At 73.4% G+C, this 18,037-nt stretch carries 5 protein-coding genes and 1 pseudogene; all 6 read right to left on the reverse strand.

Going from position 1 to position 18,037, the window contains the following annotated elements:
• Positions 1-217: 217 nt before the first annotated feature.
• The 6 genes and pseudogenes from ACZ5C2_RS00605 to ACZ5C2_RS00630 all read right to left on the reverse strand — a co-directional run bounded on the left by ACZ5C2_RS00605 (position 218) and on the right by ACZ5C2_RS00630 (position 17,594).
• Positions 218-820, reverse strand: coding sequence for a DUF6448 family protein (locus ACZ5C2_RS00605; RefSeq protein ID WP_468785016.1), 603 nt, complete (start codon positions 818-820; stop codon positions 218-220).
• A 67-nt stretch (positions 821-887) separates the two neighbouring features.
• A complete protein-coding gene (locus ACZ5C2_RS00610; RefSeq protein WP_468785018.1) occupies positions 888-1,610 on the reverse strand; it encodes a VIT1/CCC1 transporter family protein in 723 nt (240 codons plus the stop codon).
• Between the two features lie 141 nt (positions 1,611-1,751).
• Positions 1,752-2,039: pseudogene (locus tag ACZ5C2_RS00615) on the reverse strand (short-chain dehydrogenase); the annotation flags it as partial.
• A 146-nt stretch (positions 2,040-2,185) separates the two neighbouring features.
• Positions 2,186-4,036: a fatty acyl-AMP ligase gene (locus ACZ5C2_RS00620; protein WP_468785019.1), complete on the reverse strand. Its 1,851-nt coding sequence runs from the start codon at positions 4,034-4,036 to the stop codon at positions 2,186-2,188.
• Positions 4,033-4,266 carry an MbtH family protein gene (locus ACZ5C2_RS00625; RefSeq protein ID WP_468785021.1) on the reverse strand — a complete coding sequence of 78 codons (234 nt, stop codon included), beginning with the start codon at positions 4,264-4,266 and terminating at the stop codon, positions 4,033-4,035. Before ACZ5C2_RS00625 ends, ACZ5C2_RS00620 begins: the two co-directional genes overlap by 4 nt.
• Positions 4,263-17,594: an amino acid adenylation domain-containing protein gene (locus tag ACZ5C2_RS00630; protein ID WP_468785023.1), complete on the reverse strand. Its 13,332-nt coding sequence runs from the start codon at positions 17,592-17,594 to the stop codon at positions 4,263-4,265. The genes ACZ5C2_RS00625 and ACZ5C2_RS00630 overlap by 4 nt, the downstream gene beginning before the upstream one ends.
• Positions 17,595-18,037 lie beyond the last annotated feature (443 nt).

Consider the following 18,037-nt stretch of genomic DNA (forward strand, 5'->3'; position numbering starts at 1 on the left):
ACCCCCAACCCCCCCCCCCTCACCCCCCGCGCCCCCGCCCGTTCCGTCCGGCCCCCCCCCCCCCCCCCCCCCCCCCCCCCCCCCCAGGGTGGGCGCCATGGACTCGGACTCGACCATGGTCACGAAGCCGAGCCGGTGCCGCGCCACCAGTCCTGCGACCACGGCCGACAGGACCGCGGCGACGGCGGAGAGGGCGTACCCCATGACCACTCCCGGCTCAGTGCCCGTGCCCGGCGTGGGCGTGGGCGTGGTCGTGGTCGTGGTCGTGGTCGTGTCCCTCGGCGAACTTGAAGAAGTGCACGTACGCCTCGATGTAGGCCCGGCCCGCATCCACGTCGTGCACGTCGTAGTCCCGACGCTCGAGCACCTTCGCGAACCGCCGCTCCAGTTCGGGCCAGCGGTCGGCCGGAACCAGGCCGGCCAGGGGGCGCAGGTCGCCCTCGTCGACGCTCCGGTCGGCGGCGGCGACCTTCTCCTCGACCGGTGTGCCCGCCGGCTGGAGGCCGGTGAAGGCCGCGCCCTCGCCGGCCCGGTGGATACGGACCAGGTTCTCCATGAACCAGCGGTCGGCCACCTCCCGTGCCTCGGGGCCGAGCTTGCGGACCGCGAGACTGAGCTCGAACACCTCCCGCAGTTCGGCCTCCCCCTCGGGGGCGATCCACTTCAGGGCGTGGTCGAGGTCGGCGGACTCCAGGGCCTGGACGCCGTCCTTCGCCGTGGGGCCCTCGACGGTGTCGCAGTGGGCTTCGGCCCGCTGCGGCCGAAGCACGACCACGGCCAGAGTCACCGCGAACGCCGCGATGACGAGCAGCTCGTACATTCTCTTTCCCCTTTCCGGGTTGCCGGGCCGGACCTGGATGTCCGTGCTCCGGCACGTGTGTCTCCGGTCAGATCTGGGTGCCGACCAGGAGGCCGATGGCATAGGTGATGGCCATCGCCCCGAGCCCGCCGATGACGACACGCGCCACCGCGCGGAGCTTGTTCGCGCCGCCCAGATGTGCCGAGATGGATCCGGTCGCCCCGAGGGCGAGGACCACGGCCACGACCGTGACCCCTACGGCGATGGACCGCGGGGACAGCAGGATCGCGAGCAGCGGCACCAGCCCGCCGACGATGAAGGTGAGCATCGACGACAGGCCCGCGTGCCAGGGGTTGATCAGCTCATCGGGGTTGATGCCCAGTTCGAGGCGGGCGTGCGCGGTCAGCGCGTCCTTCTTGGTCAACTGCACGGCCACGGGCCGCGCGAGGTCGGCGTCGATGCCCCTCGCCCGGATCAGCCCCGTGAGCTGGTCCAGCTCGCCGGCGGGATCGGCCTGCAACTGGGACCGTTCGAGGGCCAGCTCGGCCTCCTGGGAGTCGCGCTGGCTCGACACCGATACGTACTCGCCGACCGCCATCGACAGGGCACCGGCCGCCACGGCGGCGACACCGGAGGCCAGCAGCGCGCTGTTGCTCACTGCCGCACCGGCCACGCCGACGACCATGGCCGCGGTGGAGACGATGCCGTCGTTGGCGCCCATCACCCCCGCGCGGAGCCAGTTCAGACGGCGCGAGATCCGCGCGCTCTGGCTTCCCTCGAGGGCCTCCTCGCCCATCGGACGGTCATCCATCCCGCCCACCTCATTCCCGGCCGTGGTGACGACTGACGAAATCCATGGGACCGTTCGTCCCGACCTCAACGTCGCACCAACGTGCGGGGGGAACCTTGACGCGCGTCAAGAACCGGGGCGCCATATCTCTCGGCTTGCTGCTCAAGACCGAACGATGGGGAACGTCACCCCCGTGAGGTCTTCGGAGACGGCCCACAGCCGCTGCTGGACGGTCAGCTCGTACGATTCCGGGCTGGAGGTGACCAGCCGGGGGTGGCCCCTGACCTCGTTGAGTCCGCCGGGACCGTAGTACTGGCCGCCGAGCACGGCGGGGTCGGTGGCGGCGCGCAGGGTCGGCAGCGCGCCCATCGTCGCTTTCTGTGTGCTCAGCGCGAGCCGGCCGAGCGGAAGCCGGAGGGCCGCGGGGGAGTTGCGGGCGAGTTCGGTGCTGGGCAGTAGGCGCCCACGGGAGCCGCGCGTGTTCTGTGGCCGACGTCTCTTCTGGGTCACGGGACGCGACGTCATCGTAGCGGCACGCTCCGTGGCCGGCCGGGAGGTGTCGGACGGCCACGGAGCGCCGGCGCGCGCCCCGAGCCTCACCACGTGCTGAGTGCGCCCTCCAGAAACAGCTTCCTGGTCCGTCCGCGCTGAATCTTGCCGCTGGTGGTGCGGGGCAACGCACCCTTGAGGAGGACCACGTCCGCCACGCCCACCTCGTGCGCCTCCCGCACGCTCTCGCGCACCGCGCGCACGATCTCCTCCACCGCCGTCTGCCCGGCCTCCACCGCGTCGCCCCGGACGACCCGGTGCCGGCGTGAGATCTCGGCCACCACGACGACCCTGGTCTCGTTCCCGTCCCGCCATCCGAAGGCCGCCACCCGGCTGCGGCCGATCGCGGGGTGACTCTCCTCCGCGGTCAGTTCGATGTCCTGGGGGTGGATGTTCCGGCCGTCGACGATGATCAGGTCATCGGTGCGCCCGGTGACATAGAGCTGGCCGTCCTGGAAGAAGCCGAGGTCGCGGGTGCGCAGGAACGGGCCTTCCCCGGTGTCCGCGAGCCGTGCGCCGAAGGTCTCGGCGCTCGCCTCGGGGTTGCCCCAGTAGCCCTGGCCGATGTTCGCCCCGGTCAGCCAGATCTCACCGACCCGGGCCTCCGGAAGGGGGCGCCGTGTGTCGGGGTCGACGATCAGTGCTGTCAGGTTCTCGGGGAGTCCGCCGAGGCCCACGAGGGGCCGCCCGGCGTCCTCGCCGGTGGCCGGCTCCACGGTGCGGCCGGTCTCCAGTTCCCGGGCCCGCACGCGCAGGACCCTGGTGTCCCCGGGCCTGCGGTGGCCGCTGACGTAGACGTTCGCCTCGGCCATGCCGTAGCAGGGCATGAACGCCGACGACCTGAAGCCGGTCCCGGCGAACGCGGCCGCGAAGCGGCTCAGGGTGGCGGCCCGTACCGGCTCGGCACCGCTCATCGCCACCCGCCACCGGCTCAGGTCCAGTTCACGCCGGTGCTCGGGGGCGATCCGGTCGACGCAGAGGTCGTAGGCGAAGTTGGGAGCGGTGGACATACGGGCGCCGTAGTGGTCGACCGCCCGCAGCCACAGCAGCGGGTCGAGCAGGAACGCTGTGGGGTCCAGGACGACGCAGCGGCCTCCGAGGTAGCAGGGCAGCAGCAGCGTCGCCAGACCCATGTCGTGGAAGGCGGGCAGCCAGGTGACGTTGGTGAAGGTGCCGTCGCCGCCGTTCTCGCGCACGTCCTCACCGAGGGCGCCGGCGACCGCGGCGAGGTTCTCGGTCACGTTGCCCTGGGTGAGGACCACTCCCTTGGCGCCGCTGGTGGAGCCGGAGGTGTACTGCAGCAGGGCCACGGTGTCCCGGTCGGTGCCCGGGTCCCGCCAGGTGTCCGCGAGGCCGGGGTCGGTGTCCCGGACCACCAGCCGCGGCATGTCACCGACCAGGGCGGAGAGCGCGTCACCGGCGGCGAGCTCGGCGACGGTCAGCACCACGCTCGGCCGGGCGTCCGCCACGATGCCCGTCAGGCGTTCCCTCAGCCGCCGGGCTCGGGAGGGGCTGTCCGGGCACGGTGCGGGTACCGCGATGACACCGGCATAGGAGCAGGCGAAGAACGCCGTCACGAAGTCCGTGCCCTGCGGCAGGAGCAGCAGCGCGCGGTCACCCGGCCGGGCCAGCCGCTGCAGCTCCGCCGCGACGGCCCGCACCCGGAGGTCGAGTTCGGCGTAGGTGAGGCCGGCGGTCTCCTCGCCGTCCGGTCCCAGAGTGATGCAGTAGGTCCGGTCCCCGTGCCGCTCCGCCCCCCAGCGCAGAATCCGCGTCAGGGTGGCGCCCGCGGGGTGCCGGTACACCGGTGACGGGTCCCGCTCCGGCCGCGCCGCCACGAAGACGTCCGTTCCGGCGTCCGCTGCGGCATCCGTACCGGCGTCCGCTGCGGTGCTCATACGGAACTCTCCGCCGGTGCGTTCTCCTGCCGTGCCATGCGCTCGCGCAGGCTCAGCGGACGCATGTCCGTCCAGACCTCCTCGATGTGCGCCAGGCACGCCTCCCGCGTTCCCGTGGTGCCCTCGTCCCGCCAGCCGGGGGCGTTCTCCCGGTCCGCGGGCCAGATGGAGTACTGCTCCTCGTGGTTGAGGACCACCTTGTAGGGCTGGTCGTCCGGTTCGTCGCTCATTCTTCCTCCAGGTGTGTCCCTGCCCGGTCCGCGTCGGTCACGCGGGCCGGGGAGTCCAGGTCGGCCGTCATCCGGCGCAGCACTCCCTGCCACTGGCCGAGCAGCCGGGCCACGGTCGCCTCGTCGTAGTGCTCGGCGTCGTACTGGGCCACTGCCTCCAGACCCGGTCCGACGGTGACGACGTCGAGCATCAGGTCGAATACGGACGTGGTGGTCCGTATGTCCTCCATGGTCAATTCGACGCCGGGCAGCCGGATGCCCGCCGGGCGTTCGGGCAGGTGCTGGAACAACACCTGGAAGATCGGGTGACGGCCGGGGTCGCGCCGGGGCCTGACGCCCTCCACGACCTTGTCGAACGGCAGTTCCTGGTGGGCCAGCGCGTCCAGGGCGGTGGCCCGCACCCGCTCCAGCAGCGTGCGCAGCGACGGCTCACCCGACAGGTCCGCCCGCAGCGCGACCGTGTTGATCAACGGGCCGATCACATGCTCCAGTCGGGCGTGGTGGCGATTGGCGACCGGGGTGCCCACCGCGAAGTCGGTCTGTCCCGCGGCGTCGGCGAGCACCGTCTGCAGGGCGGTCATGAGCACCATGTACGGCGTCACGCCCTCGCGCCGCGCCAGCGAGTGCAGCAGGGGCGGCAGATCCGCGTCGAGCCCGATGCGCAGGACCGCGCTGGGCACCGCCGCCCGGCTCCGGCCGCGCGGGCGGTCGGTGGGCAGGGCCAGGACCGGCGGCGGGCCGGCCAGCGCGCGTTTCCAGAAGGCGAGTTGGGCCTCCGCCTGCGGCGAGGCCAGCCACCGCTCCTGCCAAGCGGCCACGTCGGCGAACTGCACGGCCGGCGCGGGGCGCGGTTCGCGGGCCTCGGCCAGCGCGGTGTACACCTCCCTGAAGTCCTCCATGAGGGGGGCCACCGACCAGAAGTCGCCGGCCATGTGATGCATGGTGAACAGCAGCCGGTGCCGCCGCTTGGCCAGCCGGAGCAGCGTGAGGACCACCAGCGGCCCGCCGGCCAGGTCGAAGTCGTGCCGGGCGGCGGCTTCGGCCAGGTCCCGGGCGCGTGCCTCGCGCTCGTCCGCGGGCAGGTCCGACAGGTCCGTGAAGGTGAGCGCGGCGGCACAGCCGTCCTCGACGACCGGCCGGGGAATGCCGCCGTCGTCCGGGTACCGGGTGCGCAGGATCTCGTGCCGGCCGACCAGGACCTCCCAGGCCCGGCGCACCAGCTGGGGGTCGAGTTCCCCTTCCAGATGCACGACGGCCGGCAGGTTGTACAGCGCCGTGCCGGGGAACAGCCGGTCGAGGAACCAGAAGCGCCGCTGCATGAACGACATCGGAAGCGGCACACTGCCGTCCCGGGGCAGCGCCACCACCGGACCGGTCCCGTCGACGGCGGCGGCGGGACCGGCGTCCGCCCGGCGGATCAGCGCGGCCAGCCGCTCCACCGTCGTGCTGGTGAGGAACTCCCGTACGGAGATCTCCGCGCCCAGGTCGTCGCGGATCCGGGCGATGGCCCGCATGGCCAGCAGCGAGTGCCCGCCGACGTGGAAGAACTCGTCACGCACGCCGATCGGACGGCGCCCGAGCAGCTCCTCCCAGATGCGGGTCAGCGCCCGCTCGGTGTCGTCGCGCGGGGCGAGGACCTCGCCGCGCACCGGCAGTTCACGTTGTGGCAAGCCGGCCAGCGCGTCGCGCCGCACCTTCCCGTTGGCCGACACCGGCAGCGCGTCGACGGCGACGAGGCGCGAGGGGAGCATGTATCCCGGCACGATGGACTCGAGTGCGGTGAACCACGTCACCGCGGCGGCCCGTTCCTCGTCCGGGCCGACGGCGGGGACGACGTACGCCGTGAGCGCCGTACCGCCGTCGCCGTCCGGTTCCGCTGCCACGGCCGCGTCCCGCACCCCGGGCGCGGCCCGCAGTACGGTCTCCACCTCACCCGTCTCCACACGGTGACCGCGGATCTTCACCTGGCCGTCCTCGCGGCCGAGGAAGTCGAGGACCGGTCCGTCCTCGCCCTGGCGCCGGCGCGCGAGGTCCCCGGTGTCGTACATGCGCTCCCCGGGGTGTTCGGCCCACGGGTCGGGCAGGAAGCGTTCGGCGGTGGTCGCGGGGCGGCCGGTGTAGCCCCGGGAGACACGCTCACCGGCCAGGTACAGCCGGCCGACGGTTCCCGGCGGCACCGGCCGGAGGCCGTCGTCCAGCACGTACGCCCGGGCTCCCGGGTAGGGCACGCCGATCGGCGCGCTCGACGAGGGGGCATCCGGGTCCGGGCGGAAGGTGAAGTACGTGTGCGAGATGGTCGTCTCGGTGGTGCCGTAGCTGTTGCACAGCACGGTGCCCGGCGCGGTCGTGGCGTGGACGTCGGCCAGCTCGGTGGTGTGGATGGTGTCGGCGCCGACCAGGATGACCTTGAGCGGCGCGAGGGTGCGTCCCGTCTCCGCGGCGTGGCGGCTCAGCGCCCGCAGCACCACCGGCACGAAGTGCGCGAAGTGCACCCGCTCGGTCCGGACCAGTGCGAGCAGGTCGGGTGGGCTCAGCACGGTCTCCTTCGGGCAGAGCACCAGGCGGGAGCCGGAGCACAGGGTCCGCACGACCTCCGCGGGGAAGACGTCGAAGCAGAAGTTGGCCATCACCAGATGGGTCCTGAGACGCCCGTCGCGCAGCCCGAAGACCTGTTCCCAGCCCCGGTAGGCGTCCGCCAGACCGCGGTGGACGACCTCCACACCCTTGGGCCGCCCGGTCGAACCCGACGTGTACATCACGTACGCCAGGTCGTCGGGACCGGCCGCGCGGGCCGGCGCCGTCACCGGCAGCGCGGCGAGCCGGCCGGCCTCCTCCGGATCGTCGAGCACCACCACCGCGCCCGGATCGGGGGCGCGGTCCCGCAGCCGGTCGTGCGTCAGCACCACGGTGGCCCGTACGTCGCCGACGACGGCGGTCCAGCGGGCGGGCGGGTTGTCGGTGTCCAGCGGCACGTAGGCGGCGCCGGCCTTCCACACCCCGAGCATCGCCACCAGCAGGTCGGGCGAACGGTCCAGGAGCACGGCGACCCGCGTCTCGGTGCCCGCGCCCAGACCGCGCAGCCGGTGCGCCAGCCGGTTGGCGCGCGCCTCCAGTCGCGCGTAGGTGAGCCGGTCGGCGCCGAGCGTCACGGCCGTCCGCCGCGGGTGCAGGGCGGCCTGTTCCTCGAACAGGTCCAGCACGGAACGCCGGCCGGAGTGGTCGTGCGGCCGCCCGGCGGGGGCGGGGGTGTCCGCGGCGGCGGGATCCGTGGCGGCGAGGTCCGCGGCGGCGAGGTCCGTGGTGGCGGGATCCGTGGCGGCGAGGTCCATCGGGTCGGGGTGCGTTGTGACGGTGTGCGTCGGGTCCGTGTCCGTTGTGTCGGTGGCCGTCGGGTCGGGGTGCGGAACGGCCGCGTCCGACCTGCGTGGCTCGGCCGTCCACCCCGTGTCCACCTCGCCGATGGGGCGCTCCGGTTCCCCGGCCACGGCCTCGAGTACCCGCACATACGCGTCGGCGAGCCTCCGGGCGGTGCCCGGGTCGAACAGGTCCGTGCTGAACTCCAGGACGCCGCCGACACCGCCGTCGGGCCGCTCCTCCAGATGGAAGAAGAGATCGAACTTCGAGGTCACCGAGGTGTGCCGCTGTTCGGTGATGCGCAGCCCGGGCAGCTCCAGGCGCACCTCGGGCGTGTTCTGCAGGGCGAGCATGGTCTGGAACAGGGGGTGGCGTGCCAGCGACCGGGGCGGGTTCAGTTCCTCCACCAGCCGCTCGAACGGCACGTCCTGGTGCGCGTACGCGGCCAGGGCGGTGTCCCGCACCCGCGCCACCAGCCCGGCGAAGGACGGGTCGCCCGAGGTGTCGGTGCGCAGCACCAGCGTGTTGACGAAGAAGCCGACCAGGTCGTCGAGCTTCTCGTCCCGGCGGCCGGCGACGGGCGTGCCGACCGGGATGTCCGTGCCCGCCCCGAGCCGGGTGAGCAGCGTGGCCAGCGCGGCCTGCAGCACCATGAACAGGCTCGCCCGCGACTGCCGTGCCACGGCCCGTAGACCACCGGTCGTTCCCGGTGCCACGGCCAGCGCCACGCTCGCCCCGCGTCCGCTGCCCACCTCCGGCCGGGGCCGGTCCGCCGGGAGTTTCAACTCGTCCGGGAGACCGGCCAGCGTCCGGCGCCAGTGCTCGAGCTGCCCGCTCAGTTCGCTCGCCGGGTCGTCCCGCTCGCCCAGCATCTCCCGCTGCCACACGGCGTAGTCCGCGTACTGCACCGGCAGCGGCGCCCAGTGCGGGGCCCGGCCCGCCCGCCGTGCCCCGTACGCCGCGGCCACGTCCCGGGACAGGGGTGCCATGGACCAGCCGTCCCCGGCGATATGGTGCAGGACCAGCAGCAGTACGTGCTCCCGCTCCGCCGACCTGAACAGCCGGGCCCGCAGCGGAAGGTCGGTGGACACGTCGAACGGCTCCGCGGCCGCCGCCGCCACCAGGGCGTCCACGTCCCCGGGGGCCGCGTCCCGGCTCACCAGCGGTGGAGCGGCCCCGTCGGCGGGCTGCACCTGCTGGGAGACCACGCCGCGGTGCTCCGTGTAGCGGGTGCGCAGGATTTCGTGCCGCTCCACCACGTCCGACAGCGCCGCCCGCAGCGCACCGGTGTCCAGCGTGCCGGACAGCCTGAGGATCATGGGCAGGTTGTAGGCGGCGCTGCCGTCACCGTCGAAGTGGTTGAGGAACCACAGCCGGGTCTGGGCGTACGACAGCGGGAGCACCTCGGGACGTTCGGCGGCCGTCAGCACCCGGCGCGGCGCCCGGCGCGTTCCCGCCCCGCCCAGCAGCGGGGCGAGCGCGGCGACGGTCGGGGTCTCGAAGAACGCGCGCAGCGGCAGCTCCGTACCGAACTCCGCACGCACCCGGTCGGCCACCCGGGTCGCCAGCAGCGAGTGGCCGCCGAGAAGGAAGAAGTCGTCGTGGACGCCGATCTCCTCGCGGCCCAGGACCTCCGCCCAGAGGGCGGCGAGCCGGGCCTCGGCCGGGTCGCGGGGTGCCACGAAATCGGCGCCGGTGTCCACGTCGACGCCCTCCGTGCCGGAGAGTGCCGCGCGGTCGAGCTTGCCGTTGGGTGTCAGCGGCAGCCTGTCGAGCACCACGTACGACGTGGGCACCATGTACGAGGGAAGCAGCTCGCGCAGCGCGGCGTGCCAGCGTGCCGTGGGCGGTGCCACAGCTTCGGGGCCGGTGGTCTCGACGCAGGCGACGAGCCGGGTGTCGGCGTCGCGCACCCGCGGCAGGACCGCCACGGCGGTCGCGCCGGTGACCTTCCGCACGGCGGACTCCACCTCGCCCAGTTCGATCCGGTGGCCCCGGATCTTGAGCTGGGTGTCCTCGCGGCCCAGGTACTCGACGACCGGACCGCCGCCGGTGTCCCGGAAACGAGCCAGATCCCCGGTCACGTACAGGCGTTCGCCGGGTCGTGCGGCCCAGGGGTGGGGCACGAAGCGCTCGGCCGTCAGCCCGGGACGTCCCAGATAGCCGCGGGCCAGTCCGGTGCCCGCGGTGCAGAGCATGCCCGGGACGCCGAACGGGACGGGCTGGAGGGCGTCGTCGAGGATGTAGACCCGGGAGCCGGCGAACGGCAGCCCGATGGGTGAGCGCCGGCTGTCGCCCGGTTCACTGTGTTGTTCGTCGCCCGGCTCCTTGCCCGGCTTGTCGCCCCGGTGCACGTAGTACGTGGTGTCGACGGTGTCCTCCGCCAGCCCGTACGAGTTCACCACCACGGTGTCCGGCCCGGATGCCTCCGCCGCCCTGACCAGATCGCCCTCGTACACCGTGTCCGAGCCGACGATCAGCACGTTCATGAAGTCGAGCCGCTCGCCCCGGCCGAGGACGTGGCCGACCAGCGCGTTGAGCACCAGCGGTACGAACTCGGCGCAGTCGATCCGCTCCCGGCGCATCAGCGCGAGCAGGTCCGCCGGTTGCAGCAGCACCTCGCGAGGGCACAGGACCAGCGTCGATCCCGAGCACAGCGCACGGACCACGTCGCCGACGAAGACGTCGAATCCGAAGCCGGCCATCTGCAGCACGCGCGAGACCCGGTCCCGCAGCCGGTAGGCCTCCTCCCAGCCGCGGTAGCGGTCGATCAGGGAGCGGTGCGAGACCATGACGCCCTTGGGCGCCCCGGTCGACCCGGAGGTGTGGACGACGTACGCCAGGCCGTCGCCCGCCACCCGGACCCCGGGGTCACCGGCGGGCAGGCGGGCGATGTCCGCCCGTTCGGCGTCCACGTTCACCACGGTGACGTCGGCCTCGGGCAGCCGGTCCCGGAAACGTTCACGTGTCAGCACCACCGACACCCCGGCGTCCCGCGCGACGGTCGCGCGGCGCTGGGCGGGACCGTGCGGATCGAGGGCGACGTGCGCCGCGCCCGTCTTCCACACGGCGAGCACGGCGACGATCAGCCCGGGGTCGCGTTCCATCAGGAGTCCGACGCGGTCCTCCGGTCCCGAGCCCTCCTGCCGCAGCCGTCTCGCGAGCCGGTTGGCCCGCTCGTTGAGCTCCCGGTAGGTGAGCCGCTCACCGTCGTGAACCACCGCCTCACGGTCGGGTTCCGACGCGGCCAGCGCCTCGAAGAGCCGCACAACGTCGTCGGCGGGCGCCGTGTGCGGCAGCGGCGGCGGGACCTGTCCGGTGCGCAGCAGGGCTTCCCGTTCGTCGCCGCCGGTCAGCGGGATGTGCCGTACGTCCTGCTCCGGGGAGGCCAGGAAGGCCCGCAGCAGGGTGCCGTAGAGGCCGGCCCAGCGTCGTACGGTCCCTTCCTCGAAGAGGTCGCGGTTGTACTTGAGGACGAGTGTCGAGCCTTGGCTCAGGGTGCGGACGTCGATCTCGAAGTCGGTGGGCGTCCACCGGCGTTCGGGGGTGATCACGTCGGTGCGCAGTCCCGGGAAGCCGGGGGCCCGCGTCTCCTGGTCGAGGTTGAACAGCGTGCTGAAGAGCGGGGCGTGGCCGCCGTCGGCGCCGAGGGGGATCGTGCCGCGCAGCGCGGAGAGGGGGTAGCCGGAGTGTTCGTAGCCGCGCAGCAGGGTCCGCTGGAGCGCGGCGAGGAGGCCCGCGACCCTGGTGCCGGGGCGGAAGGAGACCCGTACCGGGATCAGGTTGCTGCAGTTGCCGACCAGGTGTTCGCCGTCCTCGGCGGCCCGCTGTGCCACCGGCACGCCGATCACCAGGTCGTCCTGACCGGTGAGGCGGTGCAGCAAGGTGGCGTAGACCCCGAGCAGGAGGGTGAAGGGTGTGCTGCCGAGGCGGCGGGCCGCTGCCACGACGCCCTCGGCGGTATCCGCGTCGAGGGACGCGGTCACCGAACCGCCGCGGTAGGTGGCGCGGGGCGGTCTCGGCCGGTCGGTGGGCAGGTGGAGTGCCGGCATGCCGTCGGTGAACAGGCCGCGCCAGTACTCCTCGTCGGCCCGCCAGGAGTCGGTGCCCGCGCGGGCGAGCTGCCGGGCCACGAAGGTCCGGTAGCGGGGTGCGGGAGGCAGTGCGGCGGAGCGACCCCCGCGGCGGGCGCCGTAGCAGCGGCCGATCTCCGACAGCAGCACCCCGAAGGACCAGCCGTCGACGACCGTGTGATGGGCCGCCAGGTAGAGCTGGTGATGCTCCGGCGCCAGACGCAGTACCGCCGCACGCAGCAGGGGGCCCGCGGCGAGGTCGTACGGTGTGTCCTCCTGCTGTCGGAGCCACTGGGCGGCCGGACGGCCGGCGGACGGCCCGTCGGTGGCCGGCCCGTCGGCGGGCGCGGACAGGTCGACCAGGGGCAGTGCGAGGGCGGGCTCCGCGGCGGGCCGCTGGTGGCTCCCGTCCGGGGCGAAGACCGTCCGCAGCACCTCGTGCCGGGCGCTCACCTCGCGCACGGCGTGGCGCAGTGCCGGCAGGTCCAGTTCACCGCGCAGGTCGAGCAGCAGGCTCTCGTTGTACGCGCGGGACTGGTCCTGGCCCATCCGGTCGAGAACCCACAGCTCCTGCTGGACGACGCTGAGCGGGTACGTGTCGCCGCCGCCGTCTTCCGTATCGGGCTGACCGGTGGGGGCGGACTCGGTGGGTCCGGTGCCGGAGTCGGTGCCGAAGCCGTTGCCGGGGTGGGGGCCGGTATCGGTGTCGGGACGGGGATCGGGGCCGGTGTCGGTGGTGGGGCGGGTGTCGGTGTCGGTGTCGGGGAAGAAGCCGGCCGCGCGCAGTTCGTGGCCCACCCGCAGGACGGCCTCGACGACCGTGTCGACGTCCGCTTCGGTGTGGGCGGTGGACAGGAAGCAGTTGCGGCCTTCCCAGACGTGGATGCCTTGGTCCAGCAGGGCCGTGTGGAAGAGTTCCGCGACGTCCGGCGCGCCCGGGGACGCCGCCGGGAGGCGGAACCGGAACAGCGAGCTGAAGTGCACGACGCGGATGGGGACGCCGGAGTCCTCGAACGCGTCGTTGATCCGGGTGGCGAACCGGCCGACCAGCCTGGTCACGCCCTCCTGGAGGCCGGGGCCGCGCCGTCTCAGTTCCAGCAGGACGGCCCGGGCGGCGGCGAGCGCCAGTGGATGCTTGCAGAAGGTGCCCGTGAAGAACGTCTGCACGGCCCCGGTCCTGGGGCTGTCACCGAAGGCGTGCACACCCCCGTCGACGGCGTCGAGATAGCGGGCGCTTCCCGCCACCACCCCGATGGGCAGCCCGCCGCCGATCACCTTGCCGTAGGTGGTGAGGTCGGCGTTGATGCCGAAGACCTCACGGATGCCGCGCGGATGCGACCGGAAGCCGGTGATCACCTCGTCGAAGATTAGTGCGACCCCGGCGTCGCGGGTGATCTCCCGCAGCTTCTTGAGGAACTCGCGGGGCTGAAGGTCGGGGCGGCGGCTCTGCACCGGCTCGGCCACCACGGCGGCCAGCTCGCCGATGTGGTCGCGGACCGCGTCCAGCGAGGCCTCCTCGCCGTACGGCAGGACGAGCACGTCGCGGCTCACGCCGTCGGTGATGCCTGGCGCCAGCGGGAGGGACTCCCCGGTGTCGCTGGTGAAGTCCCGCTGTGCGAGCACGAGATCGGACGAGCCGTGGTACGACCCGGCGAAGAGCACGATCCTGTTGCGTCCCGAGACGGCCCGGGCGAGCCGGATCGCCGTCATCACGGCCTCGGAACCGGTGTTGCAGAAGACGACACGGTCGTTGCCGGTCATCTCGTGCACGAGCCGCGCGACTTCGGCGGCGTGCTCGGCCTGCGGGCCCAACTGCATGCCCTGTTCGAGCTGTTCGCGGACGGCATCGTTGATGAAGGGCTCGTTGTGCCCGAAGAGATTGACGCCGAAGCCCATGGCCACGTCGATGTACTCGTTGCCGTCGAGGTCCCACACGCGGGAGCCCCGGGAGCGGGTCACCGTGATGGGGTAGTGGGTCTCGCGCAGGGCCGTGTCGGCCCGCGGGGCGTGACGCGCGTCGGAGTTGTGCCGCCGGTCCAGGACGCTGTGTTCCCTGGACGCGCGGGTGCGCTCGCAGTGACGGCGCACCAGGTCGTCGACGTAGCGCCGCTGCGACGCGGTGAACGTTCCGGCGGCCCCGGCCCCGGCTGCGGCCGCGGTCCCGTCGGCGCGGGCGGCACGGAAGGGTACGAAGGTGCCGGCCGGGACGGGGGGTACCGTCCGCGGTGCGGGCGCCGGGGCGGCCGGCGCCGGACCGGTCCGGACGGTCCGCCGTTCAGGGGAGGCGGCGGGCTGCGCGGAGGCGGTGGCTTCCGGAGAGACGGCGGTCTCCGGAGAAGCGGCGGTCTCCGGAGAAGCGGCGGCCGGGGCCGCGCCGGAGCGCATGATCTCGTATGCCTGTCCCATGACCCGGGCGTGGACGTCGAGGAACTTGCCGAGAACCGACCCGTCCGTGGTCCCCGTCGCGGCCGCCGACGGCACCTCGGCGGGGACCTCGGGCATCGGGGTGGGGTCCGGGACGACGGAGGGTCCGGGCGTGTCGCGCGGGGCGGGTGCGGACGACGCCTCGAACGCGGCCAGCAGGTGCGGTTCGGCGTGCTCCCGTACGTAGGCGGTGAGCCGGGTCAGCGTGTTGACCTCCTCGAAGAGGAGGTGCGTGGGCGGTGTCGCGCCGAACGTCCGCCGGAGGAACTGGAGCACCTGGAGCAGCATCATCGAGTCGGCGCCGAGCTGCAGGAACGGCGCGTCCGGGTCGACCGGCTCGGCACTGCCCAGCAGCTTGGTGACGATCTCCGCCAGATACGTCAGTACGGGATCCTGCCGCACGGACGATCCATGGTCCGGGGACACGGGCACGATGGCCGGCCTTTCGCTCGGTACGTTCGTCCGTCGGGTGGACGGCGTGGCGAGTGGCGTGGTGGACGTGTCCGCCGGCAGCCACAGGTGCTTGCGCTGGAAGGGGTAGGTGGGCACCGGCGTGCGCCGGCGCGCGTACCCCTCGTCGAAGCCCTTCCAGTCGACCGGATGGCCCGCGACGTGCAGCCGGGCCACGCTCTTCGCCAGAACCGGCCAGTCGTCGGCTCCCCGCCTCAGGGACGGCAGCAGAGCCGCACCGTCCACCTCCGCGCGGACCGCGCCGAGCAGCACGGGATGGGGCCCCGTCTCGACATACGTGAGGCAGCCCTCGCGGGCGAGGGTGCCGATCGCGTCGCCGAACCGGACGGTCCGGGTCAGATGCCGCTCCCAGTAGGCGGCGTCGGGCCTCGTGCGCGCGTCGAAGAGCCGTCCGTCGAGATCGCTGACCAGCCCGATGCGCGGCGCGGAGAACTCGATCCCCGCGAGGACGCGGGCGAAGGCCGCGCGGGCGGACTCCATGGCGGGGCTGTGGAAGGCGTGCCGGCTCCTGAGCGGGTGGGTCACCACCCCCCGGTCGGCCATGACCTGCCGGAAGGCATCCACCGCCTCGGGCGTGCCCGAGACCACGGTGCTCTCCCGGCTGTTCACCGCCGCGACGGACACCGTGTGCCGCCCCGTGAGCCCGGCCGCCGCCTCCCGCACGGCCGGCTCGCCGGCGACGGCGAGGAGCATCGCGCCCCGGCCGGTCGACTCCTGGATCAGCCGCCCCCGTTCCGCCGCGAGCCGCAGCGCGTCGTCGCGGCCGAGGACACCGGCGACGCAGGCCGCCGTGATCTGGCCCGCACTGTGCCCGAGGACGAAGGCGGGCTCGATGCCCCAGGAACGCCAGAGCCTGGCGAGGGCGAACTCGACGGCGACCAGGGCGGGCTGGGTGTTGCGGGTGTCGTGGACGAGATCCCGGTCCTCCTCGTCGGGGAAGAGGATCTCCGTCAGCGGGCGGTCCAGGTACTCGGCGAGGACCTCGCCGCACTCGAGGATCTCCTGCCGGAACAACGGGTGCGTCTCGAACAACTGCCGTGACATGCCGGGGTACTGCGACCCCTGCCCGGTGAAGAGGAACGCGACCCGGTCGGGTCCCGCCGCAGCGGCACGGCCGGTGGTGAGCGCCTCATGGGCCGTCCCTCCGGCCAGGTGACGCAGCGCCTGAAGGGCCTCCGGCACGGAACGGGCCGCGATCACCGCGCGGTGCGCGAAGGGGGAGCGGCCGGTGTTCGCCGAGTGGCACACGTCGGCGAGCGCGGTGTCCCGCTCCCCGTCCAGCCGTTCGGCGTACCGCCCGGCCAGCGCGGTGAGGGCGGGGGCGGTGCGGGCCCCCAGGGCCAGCAGGTGCACCGGGCGGGAGAGTGCCCGGCCGATGGCCGCGGCGGGCTCGGCCGTCGCGGGCGCCTGCTGCACGACGAGGTGGGCGTTGGTCCCTCCGAAGCCGAACGCGCTCACCCCTGCCGTGCGGGTGCCGCCGGCCGGTTCCGGCCAGTCGCGCAGCCGCGTGGGGAACTCGATCCCGGGCCGGTCCCCGATCGCGGGATTGAGGCGTCCGAGATGCAGGAGCGGGGGGATTCGGCGGTGCCCGAGCATCAGCACGACCTTGATCAGCCCGGCGATACCGGCCGCCGCCTCGGTGTGACCGATGGCGCTCTTCACCGAACCGACGAGCAGCGGGCGGCCGGCCGCTCGGTCCGCGGAGAGGACCGCGGACAGGGACCTGATCTCCACCGGGTCACCGAGGGGGGTCCCGGTGCCGTGCGCTTCGACGTAGTCGACGTCGGCGGGCGCGACGCCCGCGTCCCGCAGCGCTTCCCGTACGACGTCCCGCTGTGCCCGGCCGTTGGGCGCGGTGAGCCCGTTGCTGCGCCCGTCCTGGTTCACGGCCGATCCCCGGATCACCGCGAGGACGGGGTCACCGTCGCGTAGTGCCGCGGCGAGGGTCTTGAGCGCCACCATGCCGCAGCCCTCGGAGCGCACGTACCCGTCGGCACCGGCGTCGAAGGCCTTGCAGCGTCCGTCCGCCGCCATCATCCCGGCCTCGGTGAAGATCCTTGTGGCGTCGGGCCGCAGCAGCAGGTTCACCCCGCCCGCGAGCGCCATCGTGCTCTCGCCCGACCGCAGGCTGCGGCACGCCTGGTGCACGGCGACGAGTGACGACGAACAGGCGGTGTCGACGGCGAGGCTCGGGCCCTTGAGATCGAGGAAGTACGACAGGCGGTTCGCGGCGATGCTCAGCGCCTGCCCGGTGCCGCTGTGCCGGCCGGGCGTGTTCTGCAGGCCGCCGTAGTCGCTGTGGCTGATGCCGATGAACACGCCCGTGCGGCTGCCGGCGAGTGCGGACGGCGCGATGCCCGCCTCCTCGACCGCCTCCCAGGCGGTCTCCAGCAGGAGCCGCTGCTGGGGGTCGACGAACGGGGCCTCCCGCTCGGACAGGGAGAAGAACGCCGCATCGAAACCGGCGATGTCCCGCAGCAGACCGTGCGGGGGATGGTCGCCGAGCAGCTCACGGCGTTGCCCGCCGTCCCCGATGGCGTCCCGGCCGTCCCTGAGCAGCTCCCAGAACTCCCGCTGGTTCTCGGCCCCCGGGAAACGGCAGCTCAGGCCCACGACGGCGATCGGCTCACCGCCCCCGGGCTCGGATCCGTCCCCGGGCTCGGATCCGTCCCGGGGTTCGGACCCGTCCCCGCCTTCGGGCCGGGGGCCGGCACCGGCCGGCGGGGGCGCGGTGCCGGTGTCCGTGACGCCCGCCAGGTGAATGGCGAGCGCCCGAACCGTCGGGTGCTCCCACAGCAGCGCGGGGGAGACCTCCTGGCCGAACTCGTCGCGCAGCTCCCCGGCCAGGACCACGGCCTCCCGCGAGGACAGTCCCAGGTCGGACAGGGGCCGGCGGGGGTCGATCGTCTCCGGCCGGGCACCCGCCCGATGGGCCAGCCGCCGGAGGATCCACCGCTCGAGCCGGGCCGCCCCGGCCGGAACAGGAGTGTCACTGTTCTCGGACAACGCTCGTTCCCCCCATATGTGCCCGTGTGCCCGGAGTACTCCTTCGCGGTCCTCGAACCGGCAGCGGAAGCGGAAACGACCCCCGCCCCGGGAGGGCCGGGGAAAGAACTCGAACGCGGAGCGGATTCTCGTGAATGTCCCCAGCCGTGCGGACGGTCGACTTCGCCTTTCCGAAGAAGCCCCGACACCGTCGTGTCACCGGTGGGGCGGCGCACACGGTCCGTCCGTCCGGGACAGCCGGAGCCGCGCGCATGGATCCCGGAACAGCCGGACGACTGCTGAGGGAATTCGACCATGCCGGCCGAAACCGAACCACCGAGGAATCCCCTAGTGTTCCGCCGGAGCCGAGCCGAGCCGAGCCGAGCCGAGCCGAGCCGAGCCGAGCCGAGCCGAGCCGAGCCGAGCCGAGCCGAGCCGAGCCGAGCCGAGCCGAGCCGAGCCAC

Source organism: Streptomyces sp. NPDC031365 (genome assembly GCF_055569765.1).

What these genes read in the sequence shown, in the direction of transcription:
- ACZ5C2_RS00605 (WP_468785016.1), bottom strand. Translation starts at nt 820, where the DNA reads ATGTACGAGCTGCTCGTCATCGCGGCGTTCGCGGTGACTCTGGCCGTG.
- ACZ5C2_RS00610 (WP_468785018.1), bottom strand. Translation starts at nt 1,610, where the DNA reads ATGGATGACCGTCCGATGGGCGAGGAGGCCCTCGAGGGAAGCCAGAGC.
- ACZ5C2_RS00620 (WP_468785019.1), bottom strand. Translation starts at nt 4,036, where the DNA reads ATGAGCACCGCAGCGGACGCCGGTACGGATGCCGCAGCGGACGCCGGA.
- ACZ5C2_RS00625 (WP_468785021.1), bottom strand. Translation starts at nt 4,266, where the DNA reads ATGAGCGACGAACCGGACGACCAGCCCTACAAGGTGGTCCTCAACCAC.